17 protein-coding genes are annotated in these 16023 nt (G+C 66.8%); 9 read left to right on the top strand and 8 right to left on the bottom strand.

Annotated features, from left to right (window positions below):
• Positions 1-71: 71 nt before the first annotated feature.
• Genes ACFK0J_RS39065 through ACFK0J_RS39055 form a run of 3 tightly spaced genes read left to right on the top strand, consistent with a single transcriptional unit; the run spans position 72 to position 2081 of the window.
• Positions 72-1001 (top strand): ABC transporter ATP-binding protein, encoded by a 930-nt coding sequence (locus tag ACFK0J_RS39065; RefSeq protein WP_378734814.1) that lies wholly within the window; start codon positions 72-74, stop codon positions 999-1001.
• Positions 998-1849 (top strand): ABC transporter permease, encoded by an 852-nt coding sequence (locus tag ACFK0J_RS39060; protein ID WP_378734812.1) that lies wholly within the window; start codon positions 998-1000, stop codon positions 1847-1849. The genes ACFK0J_RS39065 and ACFK0J_RS39060 overlap by 4 nt, the downstream gene beginning before the upstream one ends.
• Positions 1839-2081 (top strand): helix-turn-helix transcriptional regulator, encoded by a 243-nt coding sequence (locus ACFK0J_RS39055; RefSeq protein ID WP_218472310.1) that lies wholly within the window; start codon positions 1839-1841, stop codon positions 2079-2081. Before ACFK0J_RS39060 ends, ACFK0J_RS39055 begins: the two co-directional genes overlap by 11 nt.
• 20 nt (positions 2082-2101) lie before the next feature.
• Here the strand turns inward: ACFK0J_RS39055 and ACFK0J_RS39050 are convergent, their stop codons facing one another.
• Positions 2102-3025, bottom strand: coding sequence for an NAD(P)-dependent oxidoreductase (locus tag ACFK0J_RS39050; RefSeq protein WP_378734810.1), 924 nt, complete (start codon positions 3023-3025; stop codon positions 2102-2104).
• A gap of 27 nt (positions 3026-3052) precedes the next feature.
• Positions 3053-3934: an NAD(P)-dependent oxidoreductase gene (locus tag ACFK0J_RS39045; protein ID WP_378734808.1), complete on the bottom strand. Its 882-nt coding sequence runs from the start codon at positions 3932-3934 to the stop codon at positions 3053-3055.
• Positions 3935-4053: 119 nt separating this feature from the next.
• On the opposite strand from ACFK0J_RS39045, the gene ACFK0J_RS39040 reads away from it, so the two are divergent.
• Positions 4054-4428, top strand: coding sequence for a winged helix-turn-helix transcriptional regulator (locus ACFK0J_RS39040; protein ID WP_378734806.1), 375 nt, complete (start codon positions 4054-4056; stop codon positions 4426-4428).
• 135 nt (positions 4429-4563) lie between these two features.
• Here the strand turns inward: ACFK0J_RS39040 and ACFK0J_RS39035 are convergent, their stop codons facing one another.
• Positions 4564-5688: a glycerate kinase gene (locus ACFK0J_RS39035; RefSeq protein WP_378734804.1), complete on the bottom strand. Its 1125-nt coding sequence runs from the start codon at positions 5686-5688 to the stop codon at positions 4564-4566.
• Positions 5689-5926: 238 nt separating this feature from the next.
• Between ACFK0J_RS39035 and ACFK0J_RS39030 the strand changes: the two genes are divergently transcribed.
• The gene (locus tag ACFK0J_RS39030; protein ID WP_378734803.1) at positions 5927-6373 is read left to right on the top strand and encodes a nitroreductase family deazaflavin-dependent oxidoreductase; all 447 of its coding nucleotides are present in this window, start codon (positions 5927-5929) and stop codon (positions 6371-6373) included.
• Between the two features lie 64 nt (positions 6374-6437).
• Here the strand turns inward: ACFK0J_RS39030 and aroQ are convergent, their stop codons facing one another.
• On the bottom strand, positions 6438-6878 hold the full coding sequence (aroQ, locus tag ACFK0J_RS39025; protein ID WP_378734801.1) for a type II 3-dehydroquinate dehydratase: 441 nt from the start codon (positions 6876-6878) through the stop codon (positions 6438-6440).
• A 16-nt stretch (positions 6879-6894) separates the two neighbouring features.
• Positions 6895-7494: a hypothetical protein gene (locus ACFK0J_RS39020; RefSeq protein ID WP_378734799.1), complete on the bottom strand. Its 600-nt coding sequence runs from the start codon at positions 7492-7494 to the stop codon at positions 6895-6897.
• Between the two features lie 439 nt (positions 7495-7933).
• On the opposite strand from ACFK0J_RS39020, the gene ACFK0J_RS39015 reads away from it, so the two are divergent.
• Positions 7934-9571: an NTF2-like N-terminal transpeptidase domain-containing protein gene (locus ACFK0J_RS39015; RefSeq protein WP_378734797.1), complete on the top strand. Its 1638-nt coding sequence runs from the start codon at positions 7934-7936 to the stop codon at positions 9569-9571.
• Here the strand turns inward: ACFK0J_RS39015 and ACFK0J_RS39010 are convergent.
• The 3 genes from ACFK0J_RS39010 to ACFK0J_RS39000 form a co-directional block, all read right to left on the bottom strand.
• On the bottom strand, positions 9568-9948 hold the full coding sequence (locus ACFK0J_RS39010) for a DUF3054 domain-containing protein (RefSeq protein ID WP_378734795.1): 381 nt from the start codon (positions 9946-9948) through the stop codon (positions 9568-9570). The two genes, ACFK0J_RS39015 and ACFK0J_RS39010, sit on opposite strands and share 4 nt — an antisense overlap.
• Positions 9949-10028: 80 nt before the next feature.
• Positions 10029-11117: a YbhN family protein gene (locus ACFK0J_RS39005; RefSeq protein WP_378734793.1), complete on the bottom strand. Its 1089-nt coding sequence runs from the start codon at positions 11115-11117 to the stop codon at positions 10029-10031.
• Between the two features lie 4 nt (positions 11118-11121).
• Positions 11122-12642: an adenylate/guanylate cyclase domain-containing protein gene (locus tag ACFK0J_RS39000; protein ID WP_378743328.1), complete on the bottom strand. Its 1521-nt coding sequence runs from the start codon at positions 12640-12642 to the stop codon at positions 11122-11124.
• A 204-nt stretch (positions 12643-12846) separates the two neighbouring features.
• On the opposite strand from ACFK0J_RS39000, the gene ACFK0J_RS38995 reads away from it, so the two are divergent.
• From ACFK0J_RS38995 to ACFK0J_RS38985, 3 genes are all read left to right on the top strand, one after another.
• Positions 12847-14100, top strand: coding sequence for an AI-2E family transporter (locus ACFK0J_RS38995; protein ID WP_378734791.1), 1254 nt, complete (start codon positions 12847-12849; stop codon positions 14098-14100).
• A gap of 5 nt (positions 14101-14105) precedes the next feature.
• Complete coding sequence (gene macS, locus ACFK0J_RS38990; RefSeq protein ID WP_378734789.1) at positions 14106-15281, top strand: MacS family sensor histidine kinase; 1176 nt, start codon at positions 14106-14108, stop codon at positions 15279-15281.
• 67 nt (positions 15282-15348) lie between these two features.
• On the top strand, positions 15349-15981 hold the full coding sequence (locus ACFK0J_RS38985) for a response regulator (RefSeq protein WP_378743326.1): 633 nt from the start codon (positions 15349-15351) through the stop codon (positions 15979-15981).
• Positions 15982-16023: the final 42 nt, after the last annotated feature.

The following is a 16023-nucleotide window of genomic DNA, read 5'->3' as shown; positions in this document are numbered from 1 at the left end:
TAAAGCATTGGCGCGGCGAAATGTAGTAGATATGCTACGGGTTGACAGAAACCCACAACAGGGAGGGCACCATGGCAGTGGGTCAGGGCGTCGTACTAGACGTCGAGAAACTGCGGATGCGCTACGGCGCCACAGACGTCCTGCACGACGTGACATTCCAGGCGCGGCACGGCGAGGTGCTGGTGCTCCTCGGCCCCAACGGTGCGGGCAAGACCACCACCATCGAGATCCTGGAAGGCTTCCGGATGCGGTCGGCGGGCCGCGTCGAGGTACTCGGCGACGATCCGGCGCACGGCGACGAAGCATGGCGAGCGCGCGTCGGAGTCGTCCTGCAATCGTGGCGCGATCACGGCAAGTGGCGAGTCCGGGAACTGCTCGACTACCTGGGCGCCTTCTACGCCCCCTACAGCACCGACCGGATCCAACGGCCTTGGGATACCGACGAACTCATCGCGGCGGTCGGCCTCACCGAGCGGGCGAACGCCAGGATGAAAGACCTGTCCGGCGGCCAGCGGCGCAGGATGGACGTGGCGATCGGCATCGTCGGCCGTCCCGAAGTACTGTTCCTGGACGAGCCGACCGCGGGCTTCGACCCGCAGGCCAGGCGTGAATTCCACGACCTGGTGCACCGGCTGGCCGACGACCAGCAGACCACCATCCTGCTCACCACCCACGACCTGGACGAGGCCGAAAAGCTCGCCGACCGGATCCTGATCCTGGCGGGCGGCCGGATCATCGCCGACGGCACGGCCGACGAACTCTCCCGCCGGATCGCCGGCGAGGCCGAGGTGAGCTGGACCAATGACGGGCAGCGATTCGTGCACGCGACCGCCGAGTCGACCAAGTTCGTCCACGGACTGTTCAAGCAATACGGCGAGGCGATCGGTGATCTCGAGGTCCGCCGCGCCTCCTTGGAGGACACCTACATGACACTGGTGCGCCGATTCGAATCCGGTCAGGTCGAGTCCGAGGTGCACACACTCGAGGAGGTAGGACGATGAACCCGGTGCTGCTAGCCGTTCGTCAGGGCTGGACCCGCGGCATGATCGAGACCCGGCAGACCCTCACCAACGGCCAAGACCTGTTCGGGATCATGTTCTGGCCCGTGATCATGCTGGTCATTCTGTTCTTCATGCGGGACGCCTCGTTCGAATCGAGCGGCCTGATGCTCGGCGCGCTGGCCCTGCCCAGCGTGATCGGCATGCTGGTCGCGGTGAACGGGTTGGTCGGCATGGGGCAGCAACTGAGCCTGGACCGCGAGGACGGAACCCTGTTGCGGGCCAAGGCCACCCCGAACGGCATGGTGGGCTACCTGGTCGGAAAAATCATTCAGGTGTCCGGGTCGGTGATCATTCCCAGCGTCATCATCCTGATCCCCGGAATGTTCCTGGTCGAGGGGCTCGCGCTGGACAGCGTCGGGTCCTGGGTGGCGTTGATCTGGGTCGTGGTGCTCGGGCTGCTCGCCACCTTGCCCGCCGGTGCTGTCTTCGGATCGATGTTCTCCAATCCGCGCAGCTTCGCTGTGATGACCTTCCCGATCATGGGAGTGGTCGCGGTGTCCGGCATCTTCTATCCGATTACCTCGATGCCCGGCTGGTTGCAGGGTGTGGCCCAGGTCTTCCCGGTGTATTGGCTCGGGCTCGGCATGCGCTCGGCGATGCTGCCCGACGAAGCGGCGGCGGTCGAACTCACCGGTTCCTGGCGGCAGCTGGAAACGGTTGGGGTGCTCGGCATCTGGGCGGCGGTCGGGTTGCTCATCGCGCCGGTGGTGCTGCGCCGGATGGCGCGCCGCGAATCCGGGTCGAGCGTGGCCGAACGCCGGGACAAGGCGATGCAGCGTGCCTACTGAAGTCATCTACAACCGCATCGCGATGCTGCGGGCCGAGCGCGGCATCTCCCGGCGGGAGTTGGCGGAGGCGCTCGGCGTGCACTACCAGACGATCGGTTATCTGGAGCGCGGCGAATACAGCCCCAGCTTGCACCTGGCGCTGCGGATCGCGGCGTACTTCGAGGTGACGGTGGAGGTCATCTTCTCCACCACACCCTTCCCGCGCCTCGGGTCCAGCGCCGAAACCGCGTGATCGGCAAGCGGATAGGTGTTCTATGGCTGGTGGCCGCGCATGATCGCGAATGTAGGGACAGGCTGCCCATGCCGTTCGCTCGCGGCAACAGCCTGCCGCCAGTAACCGTGGACCGTCTCGGCAAGCGCGGTATCGACACCGACTGTCTTACCGGTCTCGATGACGTGGCGCGCGCCTGCTTCCATCATCCGCAGATTCGCGGCATCACCCCACCCGCCTGCCTGGGCCGCCGCGGCGAAGCCCGCGTACACGCCGTCGAGCTGTCCCATTGATCGCTGCGCGTAGGGCAGGAAGCGCTCGATGCTCTCGCCGGAGCGGTCGATCATCGCCAACGCCTGCTCGAAGCCGAGTAGCAACGGGTTGAAGATGGCAAGTACCGCTTGGTAATAGAGCTGGGCCAGGCCCTCGTCATTGCCCAGATACTCCGGTGTGCCGAGCACGCTCAGCAGGTCGCGATGCTTCTCGAAGACCGTGGGCGGTCCTGCGAAGAACACGTACGACTCGGGGTTCGCGAGGCCGTCACTTTGCGCCATGACACCGCCCGCCAGGAACTCGCCGCCGCGCGCACGGACCCACGTTCCGGCATCGCGAGTATTGGCTGGGGAGTCGGCAGAAAGGTTGGCGATAACCCTGCCCGCCAACCTATCTGGCGCCTGGCCGAGCACGTTGTACATCGCGGCGTAGTCGGTGAGACTCACGACGATCAACTCGTTCGCGTCCAGTGCTTCGCCGACGGTTGCGGCGCGGGTGGCACCGAGTTCGACCATGGCGTCGGTCTTTTCGGGGCTGCGGTTCCACACCGTCACCTCGACGTCCGCGTCCAGAAAGGTTCGGATCATCGCCCGACCCATCGGCCCGAGGCCGATGACGGTCACGCTTCGATCGGACATGTTGTGCGCCTTTCGGCTCGGGGATGACCGCCGCCATGCGCTCGCGGCGGTCATCGGTCCCTGATCGTGGGGGTTCGTCGACTACGCCTGGCCGCCGCGGATGATCTCGTAGGTCGAGACCGCCGTGCCCTTCGCCTCGCTGGCCGCAATGGCCTTGCGCCAGAACGCCTGTGCGGTGTGCGAGAACGTCGCGTCGACGCCGACCTCTTCGCTGGCGTCGATGATGTGCTGCGCGCCCGCGTCCATCATCTTCAGGCTCGCCAGCGTCGCCCAGCCGCCGTTCTGGTTCGCTTCCGAGAACTCCTCCATGAAATAGGGGAACGCGGCAGCGGAGCGGACGGCGAACGGTACGAACTGCGCGATGTCGTTGCCGGAGCGCTCGATCATCGCGGTCGCCTGGTCGAAGGCGAGCAGCCATGGATGGAAGATGGTCAGCAGCGCCTGGTAGAAGACCTGCGCCAGACCGTCATCCGCGCCGAGGTACTCCTGCGGGCTCAGCGGCCGCAGCAGCTCGGCGTGCGCGTCGAAGACCTCGCGCGGGCCGCTGTAGAAGATGTACGACGCCGGATGGGTGATGTTGTCGCCCGCCGACATGACGCCGCCGGAAATGAACTGCGCACCGTGCGAGCGCACCCACGCCGCACCCTTGCGTGCCTTCTCCGGAGAATCGGAGGACAGGTTGGCGATCACCTTGCCCGCCAAGTGGTCGGTCGCCTGGCCGAGCACGTCGTACATGGCGGCGTAGTGGGTCAGGCTCAGCACGGTCACTTCGTTGGCGTCCAGCGCTTCGGCGACCGTGCCGGCGCGCTTGGCGCCGAGTTCGACCATCGCGTCGACCTTGTCGGTGCTGCGGTTCCATACCGTCACTTCGACGCCTGCGTCGAGGAAGGCGCGGACCATCGACTGTCCCATCGGCCCGAGGCCGACGACGGAGACGGAGCGGGGGCTGGTCTGTTCGGACATTGTGTGTCCCTTCGGTTCTGGATCGGATGCTGTCGGCGCCGGGCTCAATAGTCGTTGCCGCAGGTAGAGTCGGGAAGACCGAACGTTCAGGTGGGGTTGCTTACCTAGAGGTTCGAAATATGGTCAGAGGGAGTGCGGTGGACGTGAACGGTGACGCAGATCACGACGTGTGTGGCATGTCCGTGGCGATCGATGTCGTCGGCGGGAAGTGGAAACTGCACCTGATGTGGGCGCTAGGTGCCAGCCCGCAGCGCTTCGGCGAGATCCGACGCCTGCTCACCGGAGTCAGCGAGAAGGTGCTCGCGGAAAATCTGCGCCAACTCGAGGCGAGCGGCGTCGTACATCGCGAGGTCTACCCCGAGGTGCCGCCGCGTGTCGAGTACTCCCTCACACCGCTCGGTCAAGAACTGGCTGTTGCCCTGCGGCCGCTCGAAGAGTGGGGCGACAAGCACCGCCACGAACTCCTCGGCAACCTTTTGGCTTCCGCGAGTTAGCGCGCGTCGAGACTCGGCTTTCGGTGGCGCGGCTCGCAGAGCTTCCTCGGTCTCAGTGCAGGCGATCCAAGCGGGTGGCTGTCTGGCGGTGCTGTGAGCTGACGCGGCCTGTGATCGGTTGCGGTGCAGCAACTGTCAACACAGGTGGCGCGCTGCTATCTGGGCACCGACTTGCTCGAGAAGTGGTGCCGCGTCGGCGATCGAGCGGGTGGGGTCCGGTTCGAGGTCGGTGAGGGCGTAGCAGGCGGTGAAGCCTGCTGCTCGGATCTCTTGTGTGCCGAGAAGTGTGCGGCCGACGACGGCGATCGCCGGGACACCGGCTTTGCGAGCGGCTTCGCAGACACCCATGGGTGCCTTGCCGTGCAGGCTTTGGTGGTCCAGCGAGCCCTCGCCGGTGATGACGAGGTCGGCGTCGGCCAGCAGTGCGGGGAAGTCGAGCAGTTCGAGGATCACCTCGATGCCGCTGCGCATTTGTGCGCCGAGGACGGCCAGCGCGCCGAAACCTGTTCCGCCCGCGGCTCCGGCACCGGGGTGGTTCGTGAAATCCGGGCCCGCGAGTCGCGCCCAGTTCGTGAGCGCGGTCTCCAGGGTGTCGAGATCGGCTGTGCTTGCCCCTTTTTGGGGTGCGTAGACCGCCACCGCGCCGGTGAGGCCGAGCAGTGGATTGTCCACATCGCATGCCAAGGTAAAGGTGGCGGATGCGATTCCCGGGTGCAGGCCGGAGCGGTCCACTCGTGCGGCCCGGACCAAAGGTGCTCCGCCATCGGGTAATTCGTTGTCGTCGGCATCCAGGATGCGGACGCCGAGTGCTCGCACCATGCCCGCGCCGCCGTCGGTGGAGGCGCTGCCGCCGAGACCGAGAACGATATCGGTCACGCCGTGGTCGAGAGCGTGCGCGATGACAACGCCCAGGCCGAAGGTGTTCGCGCCGAGCGGATCTGGATGATTCCCAGGTAGTTTCCCTAGTCCGACCACGGCGGCCAATTCGATGACGGCCGTTGCGTCATGCCTTGCGTACGACGTGCTGCCGGGGATGCCCGTCGGACCGGGCGCGATCAATTCGACCCGTGACCACCCTGCTGCCACGAAGGCATCGACGGTCCCGTCTCCGCCATCGGCGACCGGCACCCGACGGATCTCCACCTCCGGCACCACCCCCGCTATGCCCGCGGCCAGCGCCGCCGCCACCTCCGGCGCAGTCATCGACCCCTTGAACTTGTCCGGGGCGAGCAGCACCCGGCGAACGGCCTCGCGCGTCATCCCCACATTCTCGGCCACGTTCGGCGCTCCCGCCCCCGCACGCCTCTCCGCCGCCCAACTCACAAACCATCCACACGGTTCACAGGGTCTATACACCCTGTGAAGGGTGTGGATGGTCTGTGGACACCCCTCTCAACTGGGCGCACCAAAAGAGAGAGAGCAGTGCTCTTGACTTTGTCTCCGTAGAAGTGGAACACTAGTCACAACAGAGAGCAGTGCTCACGGAGGAGTTGGAATCATGGACCACAGCACCCGCTACATCGGCCCGGCCGGACTGGATCCGATCATGAATCGGATCTTCAACTGGCTGCCGAAGCTCGGCATCAGCGTCATGGGGTCACGGTTGCTCGCCGTCCGCGGTCGCAAAAGCGGTGAGTGGCGCACCACCATGGTCAACCTGATGGTCCGTGAAGACGGTGCCCGCTTTCTAGTCGCGCCCCGCGGACACACTCAGTGGGTACGCAATCTCCGCGTCGCTGGCGGCGGCGAACTACGACTCGGCCGCAAGACCGAGCAATTCACCGCCACCGAAATCCCCGACGAGCACAAGGTCCCCCTCCTCCGCCTCTACCTGCAAAAGTGGGGCTGGGAAGTAGGCAGATTCTTCGAAGGCGTAACCAAGGACGCAACCGACGCGGAACTCGCCGCCATCGCCCCGGGTTTCCCGGTCTTCCAAATCAACTGACCCTCCGGCCACCACAGATCCACGACTTGACCCCAGTTGATACAGCGGCGGCGGGCCGAGCGGATCAAGTTGAGCGCACCAGGAATTCGATTGCCGCCGCGTACCCCTGAATCCCCATTCCGGCGACCACGGCGGTGGCGATGGGGGAGATGTAGGAGTGCGCCCGGAATTCCTCGCGGGCGTGCACATTGCTGATGTGCACCTCCACGATGGGAACTTCCGGAATCACCAGTGCATCCCGCAGGGCCACCGAGGTGTGGGTCAGGCCGGCGGGGTTGATCACGATGGCCGATTCGACGCCGCAGGCACGGTGGATCCGATCGATAAGGGCGCCTTCGGAATTGGATTGGAAGGCGGCGATCTCGCGGCCGTAGCGGTGCGCGGTCTGCCTGCAGAGTTCGACGACGTCGTCGAGCGTCGCGGACCCGTAAACCTCCGGCTGTCGGGTGCCGAGCATGTTCAGGTTCGGGCCGTTGAGGACCAGGATCGGGCCGGGTGCGGACATGCACGCAACTTTAGCCCTAGAGACCCTGCGGTCCCTCCGAGCGCAGGTCGTCCACCTTGCGCATGGCGTCGCGCAGTTCCTCGAGCCAGGATTCCGCGTGCTTGCCCGCCAGCTTCACGGTCCAGGCCAGCGCGTCGGCGCGGGAGCGCGCGACGCCGGCGTCGACCAGGGTGTCGAGCACCTTGCGTTCGGGCTGGCGCAGCCGGGTCATGACGGGGACGGCCAAGTGGGTGAACATGATCCGCTCGCCGGCCACCGACACGCCCCACGCGACGCTGCGGCCGTAGCGTCGCTGTGCCTCGTCCGCGATCTGCATGCGGGCCGGGCGCGTGGACTCGCGGAACCGCGAGACGGCACCCTCCTTGGTTGCCCGCGGAACTTCCTCGGTCGGCGCGTCCGCGTCGCCTTCCACGGGTGTCTTCTCCGGCTGCGGGATCGGCAGTTCGCCGATCACGACGATCTCGTCCCGGTCGATCTCGATGACGGGCGGACCGGTGAACCAGTCCTCGGGCAACCTGCCCGCGAACCAATCCGGCACGTCGGCGGGATCCGGCAGGTCGGCTTGCTGCCAGCCGCCCGGTCGTCCGAAGCCCCGTCCCCGGTGTGTGTGCCTCATGTGAAGATCACCTACTTACTGTTCAGTGTTGCTTGCAATGATTACAAGATTACGTCGCAATCGAGGTGAATGGTTCCGCTCTGTGCGAACAGAGTTCGTCGCTGGTTAACGGGAGTGATTTGCGGTTCGCTGACGCTGGCTCTGGGTACTCACTGATCCGAAACGCCGAGTAAGGCAGTAAGCGCACAACTTTGCGTGGGGTCCCGGTACGGTAGCGGCGCCGGTTGTCGCCGCAGCACTGGACAACGATCATGATCGGTCCCCCGAGACGGGAGATTTCGGGCACAATTGAGATGCTGAGCATGGGTAATATCCTTGCGGCGTAGGCACCGCAGACAGGTCTTTTTCAGGTACGGTGGTCTTGTTACTGGAGTGACAAGAGTGAAGAGTGGGCGACATGGATGTGTGGGGATCCCGCCGCTTTCGCGTCCGGGGCGCTATGGCACTCATGGGAGTGGCGGCGCTCGCGATCGCGATGGGATCGTGCGGGATACACGAGAGCAAGAATGAGGCCGAGGCTGTCGTCGAGCGCTTCACGGAGCTGCTGGACAAGCAGGACTACACCAGGGCTTCGGAGCTCACGTCGTACCCCTCGGCGGCTTCGGCAACCCTGAAGCAAATGTTTGCCGGATTGCAGCCGGGCAAGGTGGACTACAAGAAGACGCAATTCATCGGCCTCGACTCCGAAGCGGCGATCTTCAGCATGGACGCCGACTGGAACTTCGGCGAGAACAAGAACTGGAACTACAGCCTGCAGGGCAATGTGCGCAAGCTGGCCATCGGCTGGCGCATCTCCTGGGACCCGGCGATCGTCATGCCGCAGCTCGACCACAACCGGACCGTGCGCCTGGTGCGGACGCAGCCCTCGCCCGCGCCGCGGGTGAACGACATCGCGGGCCAGCCGCTGATGACCGAGCAGATCATCAATGTGATCAAGCTCGATCCGGCGAAGATGCCCGACCCGGTCGCCTCGACCGACGCGCTGGCCAAGGCCATCGAACCGGTCGCGCCGCTGATCACCGGGCCGTCGCTGATGCAGCAGGTGGCTACCTCGCAGGGCAAGCCGGTGGTCGCGGTCAACCTGCGCGAGGCCGACTTCGAACTGCTGGAACCGGCGATGGCGCCGATCCCCGGCGTGGTGATGGAGAAGCAGCCGCGGCTCATCTCCGCCGACCGCCGGATCTGGTCACCCATGCTGGACGCGCTGCGCAAAGTGCAGCAGGAAAGCCAGGAACAGCACTCCGGTTGGGGTGTGCAGATTTTCGAGCAGGACGGTCGTTTCGTCACCCAGCTCGCCGGCGTGCAAGGCCCGCCCGGCCCGGACATCGCGGGCACCATGGACCAGCGCCTGCAGCGCGCCGCCGAGGACGCGGTCGTGAGCTCGGCGACGCCCTCCTCGATCGTGGCGATCCAGCCGTCCAGCGGCGCGGTGGTCGCGGTCGCCCAGAACAGTCAGGCCAGTGAGCACGGGCCGGTGGCGTTCACCGGGCTCTACCCGGTCGGCGGCAATATCGAGCTGTTCCGCAATATCGCGGCCGTCAGCAAAGGCAAGGCGCCGCACGACGTTTCGGTGCAGGAGGCGGCCGAGGCGGCGACCGCGCTCGGCATCGGCATCGACTTCAAGGTCCCGGGTCTGGACGAGGTGACCGGACGGCTGGCCGTCGCGGGCCGCAGTGCCGAGCAGGTGCGCCAGGGCGGCGGCTCGGACGCGGTGCTGGCCAGCCCCTTCGGGATGGCCATCGCCGCCGCCGCGATCGCCCGCGGCGAGGTGCCGCGCCCGCTGATCGAGGTCGGCCGGCCGAGCACCACCGACGCGCAGCTCGCCCCGCTGTCGCCGGAGGTCGCCGACCGGTTGCGCGGCATGCTGCGCGACTCGACCAACGCCCCCGAGTTCGCGAGCCTGCGAATGTACCGCGATGTCAGCGGTTTCAGCGCGACCGCGGGACGGGACGGTTGGCTCGTCGCGCTCATGGGCGACCTGGCCTTCGCCATCCACATCAACGACGTGGACAGCGGAGACGCCACCGCGCGAATGGCCGCGCGGATGCTCCAGTCGCTGGCCGCTCCGGAGACTTAATTCAAGGCTTGGATGGCCGCGCGCCAGCCGAGCAGGAACAGCGCGAGCACGCCCGCCGCGACCAGGACGAAGCTGAACGCGGTGCCCTGACCGCTGATCACGCGCAGCACCATGCCGCCGCAGAGGGTGCCGAGCCAGACCAGAATTCCGGTGGGCCACAACGCCGTTCCGTCGAACCGCGCGTCACGCCCCGCGTCACCGAACACCCGGCTCGCCGCGGCCACCGCCACGATCCAGCCGATCGCCAGGCCGATGGCGAACGGCCACAACGTGCGAAGTAGCCCGGCGAGCACCGCTTCGTCGTGGCTACGCCTACCGATCGCACAGAACAAGATCACCAGCAGCGCATCTACCAGCAACGGCACCAGTTTCTTCACGCGGGCAAGCGTAGTGCGACAGCCAGTGCCAGATGTGAAGCACCTGCGGCGCAGCGTGTTCGCGCGCACGCGGCCAGAATTCAGAACCGGCGCTGGGAGAATTCCTTTTCGAACTCGGCGTCGTCGTCCTGTGGTGTGCGGAACAGGAACAGGAACACGATCCAGCCGACGATCGCCACCAGGATGAAGCTCACCAGCCGGTAGACGAACGCGGCGGCGACCGCCTGTGCGGCGGGTAGTCCGGCGGCCGCGGTGAGACCGTAGATCAGCGTCGCGTCGACATAGACGATGCCGCCGGGCGCGAACGGGATCGAGCCGACCGCCTTGCCGATGGCGAACGCCAGCAGCAGCCCGGCCAGGCGGGGATCGGCGCCGACGGCGTAGCACGCGGCGCCGAGACAGGCCACGTCGGCGAACCGGTGCACCAGCGCCCACACCCCGACCCAGGTGCCGTCGCGCTTGCCGAGATCCACCGACTCCAACTGCGACAGCACGTCCCGGAGTTTGCTCGCGCCCTGGTCGGCCCGACGTTTGCGCAGCCGGTTCACCAGGCCGAGCACCTTGCGCAGCAGCGCCTCCAACGACCCGGGATTGCGCGAAACATAGTTGCCGCCCAATACCAGCGCGACCACCGCGGCCAGCGAAAGGATCAGCTTGAACGGCCCGATGGTGCCGCCGGACAGCAGCGTGCCGCCCACCCCCAGCAGTGCGAGGCCCGCTGCGGCGACCACGCCGGAGAACACCAACTGCCAGGACGCGACGATGGGACTGGCACCGAAGCGCCGGGTCTGCCGATAGGTGAAGGCGGTGGAGAACACCTGCCCCGCGGGCAACGTGACGGACATTGCGGTGGCGCCGTAGACCACGGCGACAGATTTTCGCTGACTTACCTCGACACCCCCGGCGTGCAGTAGCTGTTTCTGCACCCGCCCGAATCCGCTCATCGACAAGGCCTGTAGCCAAATACAGGCGGCAACCCACCCCCAGTGAATATCGCTGAGTTTGCGCCACGATTCGTGTAATCGTGGCCACAGATAGATGCCCTCGGCGATCAGTAAGGCCAGCAGGGCGACGCCGAGCACCCATTTGGCCCACCAGAATTTGCCACGGCGGCGCTCGGCCGTGGGCGGCGGAGGAGGTTCCCCTGCCAGTTCCCCATTGGCCGTCACCCGGTCAGCCTAACGAACGCACCGTTTCGGCGTCTGCACCGTCGGGCACGTCGATGCCTTCCTTCGGATAGGCGAGAAGTGTTTTCCGGCGCCGTCCGCGCAGCTGTACCTCGTCGCCGGTTTCCCACTTGTCCTGCTCGCTTTCATCGGCGAAATACAGCGCGCTGCCCGAGGCCAGAGTGCGTCCTGGCTGGTCTTTGGCGAGCTCGGTCAGCCGCGATGCCTCGTTGACCGGGTCGCCGATCACCGTATATTCGAAACGATTTGCCGCGCCGATATTTCCGGCGACGGCAAGGCCCGCGGATACGCCGATGCCGATATCGAGGCCGGGTACTTGCCGCAGCACCGCACGCAGTTCGCGGGCGGCGGCCAGCGCGGCGGTCGGTGCGTCCGGCCGGTCCAGCGGTGCGCCGAAGATGGCCAGCGCCGCGTCGCCGACGAACTTGTTGACGAAGCCGTTGTGCCGGTCGATGACGTCGACCACGATCCGGAAGAACTCGTTGAGCAGGCTCACCACCTCGGTCGGCGGGCGCTCGGCGGCGGTCGCGGTGGAACCGACCATGTCGACGAACAGCACCGCGACGAATCGGGTTTCGCCGCCGAGTTCGGTGCCGTAGTCGAGGGCGCGCTGCGCGACTTCCTCGCCGACGTGTTGACCGAACAGCTCCTGCAGCTGGCGGCGCTTGGCGGCCTCCTCCATCATCCGGTTGAAGCCGACCTGCAGCAGCCCGATCTCGCTGCCGTCGAATACCTCGACCTGGACGTCGCGCGCGCCTTCCTGCACCCGGTCGATGGCCTGGCTGAGCTGGCGCACCGGGTCGGAGATGCTGGATGCGGTGAGCATGGAAAGGGCCAGTGCCTGCATGATCACCACGCCGCAGAGCAGCAGGATCGAGATGGCCAGCGATTGGGCGGAGAACTTCACGTCCGAGGAGATCTGGGTGATACACAGCAGCACGATGGCGATGGTGGGGGCGAAAGTGCCCATGCCCCAGGTCATTGCCATCCTGGTGCCGACGCCCGGCGTCAAGGTGTGGTCGAACGTGCCCGCGGTCAATGCCGCCGCGGCGACCGGGCGCAGGATGCGCTCGCCCAGCATGTAGGTGAAGCCGAACACGATGGTGGCGGCCATGCACAGGGTGACGATGACCGCGCCCGCCAGCTTCGGCTCGTCGGTGATGATCAGCAACGCGAGGATCGCCCCGCCGATCAGCCACAGCGCCAGATGCAGGATGGCCTGGCGGAGCGGGGCATGTAGCGCGGCCATCTGTTCTTGGCGGCTCGGTGGTCCGCCGCGCATCTGCCAGCGCATCACCGGGCGCAGCATCAGTGCGGACGCGGCCATGCTGAGTAGGCCGCCGGTGATGAAGACGAGGGCGGGGACGAGCAGGCCGGTGCGCCTGGCACCGTCCTGCGATCCTTCGGGGACGGGCAGGCCGTACTGAATGAACGCCCACACCAGCACCGCACCGAAGGCATTGGCCAGCAGCATCGATGTCAGGTACAGCGGCCAGCGCGTTCGCATGGTCTGTTTGACCGCTTCCAAGGGCGCTGACACAACCAACAATCTAGCGTTTCGATCATGTGCGGCTCTGCGCGGCGCTGTTCAGCCGACTAGGCGACCGCCACCCCTCAGCGCCACCCGGCGCGGACTGTGCGTTGCGATTCACCCGGCTCGGCGCATGCTGAGGACGGACAACGCCGTGCCGCGCTCGTTATGCTCGGCCAGGTGACGGACCCCAAGCCAAGCTCGAAGCGGAAAGCCTCCGTGGCCCGGCCTGCCGCGGATTCGGTGCATCCGATCGTTCGGGTGTCAGCGGAGTGGGGTTGGCGACTGCTGATCCTGTTCGCGGTGGCGCTCGCACTGGCCGCGATCGTGCAGAAGCTGGCGACCGTGGTCATTCCGCTGGCCATCGCGTTGCTCGCGGCCGCGCTGCTCGCGCCGCTGGTGGACTGGCTGCAACGGCTCGGGGTGCCGCGCCCGGTCGGGGTGTTCGTCGCGTTGGTCGGATCGCTCGGGCTGGTGGCCGGGGTAATGACCTTTGTCGTCGAGCAGTTCGTCGCCGGTGTGCCGCAGCTGTCCGACGAGTTCACCAACAGCATTCACAAGATCCAGGACTGGTTGATCACCGGGCCGCCGCATCTGAGCAACGATCAGATCCGCAATGCGGGTGACCAGATCGTCAAGACGATCCAGTCCAATCAGGACCGGCTCACCAGCGGGGCGCTGACCACCGCGACGGTCATCGCCGAGCTGTTGACCGGCCTGTTCCTGACGCTGTTCATCCTCATCTTCTTTCTCTACGGCGGCGATCAGATCTGGAATTTCGTCACCAGGATCGTGCCGACGCCGCAGCGGGAGCGGGTGCGCACGGCCGGTCAGCTCGGGTTCGGCACCCTGGTGGGATTCGTCCGGGCCACCGTGGCGGTCGCGGCGGTGGACGCCATCGGCATCGGTGCCGGGCTGGGCATACTCGGTGTGCCGCTGGCCCTTCCACTGGCCTCGCTGGTGTTCCTCGGTGCGTTCATCCCGATCATCGGTGCCTTCGTCGCCGGGTTCGTGGCGGTGTTCATCGCGCTGGTGACCAAGGGTTTGATCACCTCCCTGATCGTGCTCGGCATCATCATCGCGGTGATGCAGCTGGAAGGGCATGTGCTGCAACCGTTGCTGCTCGGTCGGGCGGTGAGCATCCATCCGCTGGCGGTGGTGCTGGCGATCACCGCGGGCGTGGTGCTCGGCGGAATCGCGGGCGGTCTGCTCGCGGTGCCGTTCGTCGCGGTGATGAATACGGCCATCCGGTCGCTGCTCGCGGACAGTCCGGAGGAGATGTTCGAGGAACTACAGACCGGCGAGGACCTATATGACGCCGAACCGGACGAACCGGACCCTGGCCGGTTCGATGTGGAAGCGACCTTGGCGAAAAAAGCGGGGGAATCCTCGGCCGCCGCGCCGGAATCCGATGACGGCGCGCCGAAGGGCTGAGTTCGATGGTGCGTCGCCGCGCTGAGCCGCGGTCGTCCGACGTGGCGACCACGCCACTGTGGCGCGCCGCGCAGGCATTGCGGTTGGTGACGCTGCTGTATGCGGTGGGGCAGCAGATCGCGTCGGTGCCCTACTACCAGAACCAGCGGTTGAGCTGGGTGCTGATCGCCTTGATGGCGGTGTGGTCCGGCGCGTCGGCGATCATGCTGTCGCAGTGGCAAGTTCCGGATGTGCGGCGGCTGCGGGTTTGGGTGGTCTTCGGCGACCACGTTGTGGTGATCGCGCTGATGGCGTCGACCCGGCTGGTCGCCGATTACGGCTGGTACCACGGACATCAGACGCTGCCGACGACGCTGTGGGCCACCAATGCGGTGATCGGCGCGGCAATCCTGCGCGGACCCGTCGCGGGGGTACTGTCCGGCGCGTTGATCGCGTCGGTCGCGCTGACCGTGCGCGACCAATGGGGGCAGGACGTGTGGACCGATGCCACGGTACCGGTGCTCGTATCCGTCGGCCTGGCCCTGGGTTTGGCGGCCAACACCGCGCGGCGAGCCCAGGACCAGCTCGAACGCGCGGTCCGGCTGACCGCGGCCACCGAAGAGCGGGAACGGCTTTCGCGTGAGGTGCACGACGGGGTGCTGCAGGTGCTCAGCTACATCAAGCGACGCGGCACCGAGATCGGCGGCCCTACCGAGGAATTGGCCCAGCGTGCCGCGGAACAGGAAGTGGCGCTGCGGGTGCTGCTCAGTGAACAGGCCGATCGAGGGGATTCCGGTGGCACCGAAGTCGATCTGCGTCCGCTGCTGACCGTGCAGGCCAAGCCGTCGGTGTTCGTCTCGACGCCCGGTGATCCGGTGCTGGTCGGGCGTTGGGCGGGCACCGAGATCGCGGCGGCCGTGGCGACGGCGCTGTCCAATGTCGAATTGCACGCCGGTCCCGACGCGAAAGCCTATGTACTGCTCGAAGACACGGGGGACGAGCTGGTGATCAGCGTGCGCGACGATGGCGTCGGCATCCCGCCCGGCCGGTTGGCGGAGGCGGAAGCGGAAGGGCGGCTCGGGGTTTCGCGGTCCATCGTCGGCCGGATCGCGGCGCTCGGCGGGACCGCCGACCTGCTCACCGAGATCGACGGCGGGGTCGGCTTCGGCACCGAATGGGAATTCCGGGTGCCGCGAACATGACCCGTCGCCGACAAGACACAGGAGGTATGTCGTGACCGATGACGCTGCGGCCGAGGCCATTTCGATCATGGTGGTGGACGACCATCCGATGTGGCGGGACGGGGTCTCGCGCGACCTCGCCGAGGCCGGATTCGAGGTGGCCGCCACCGCGGACGGGGTCGGCGCGGCGACCAGGCGGGCGGCGGCGGTGCGGCCCGCGGTGGTGCTGATGGACATGCAGCTGCCCGACGGAAACGGGGCACAGGCCACCGCCGAGGTGCTGCGCGTCTCGCCGGACAGCCGGGTGCTCGTGCTCTCGGCGTCGGCGGAACGTGACGACGTGCTCGACGCGATCAAGGCCGGGGCCTCGGGTTATCTGGTGAAGAGCGCGTCGGCGGCGGAGCTGATCGAGGCCGTCCGCGCGACCGCCGCCGGACAGCCGGTGTTCACCCCCGGGCTCGCGGGCCTGGTGCTCGGCGAATATCGGCGCATGGCCACGACACCGGCGGCCCCGGACGAGCCGCACCGTCCCGCACTGACCGAGCGGGAGACCGAAGTGCTGCGGATGGTCGCGAAAGGCTTGTCCGCCAAGCAGATCGCGTCCCGTCTCGGTTTGAGCCATCGGACCGTGGAAAACCACGTCCAGGCGACGCTGCGCAAGCTTCAGCTGGCCAATCGGGTCGAGCTCACCCGCTATGCGATCGAACAGGGGCTCGAGTAGAGCGGAACCGGTCGCGCGACCGTTGGTAGTACCCGGGAATCC

Origin of the sequence: Nocardia brasiliensis (genome assembly GCF_042691675.1) — a bacterium.
In the GTDB taxonomy this organism is placed as follows: domain Bacteria; phylum Actinomycetota; class Actinomycetes; order Mycobacteriales; family Mycobacteriaceae; genus Nocardia; species Nocardia brasiliensis_D.
This window is presented reverse-complemented; position numbering and strand designations above follow the sequence as displayed.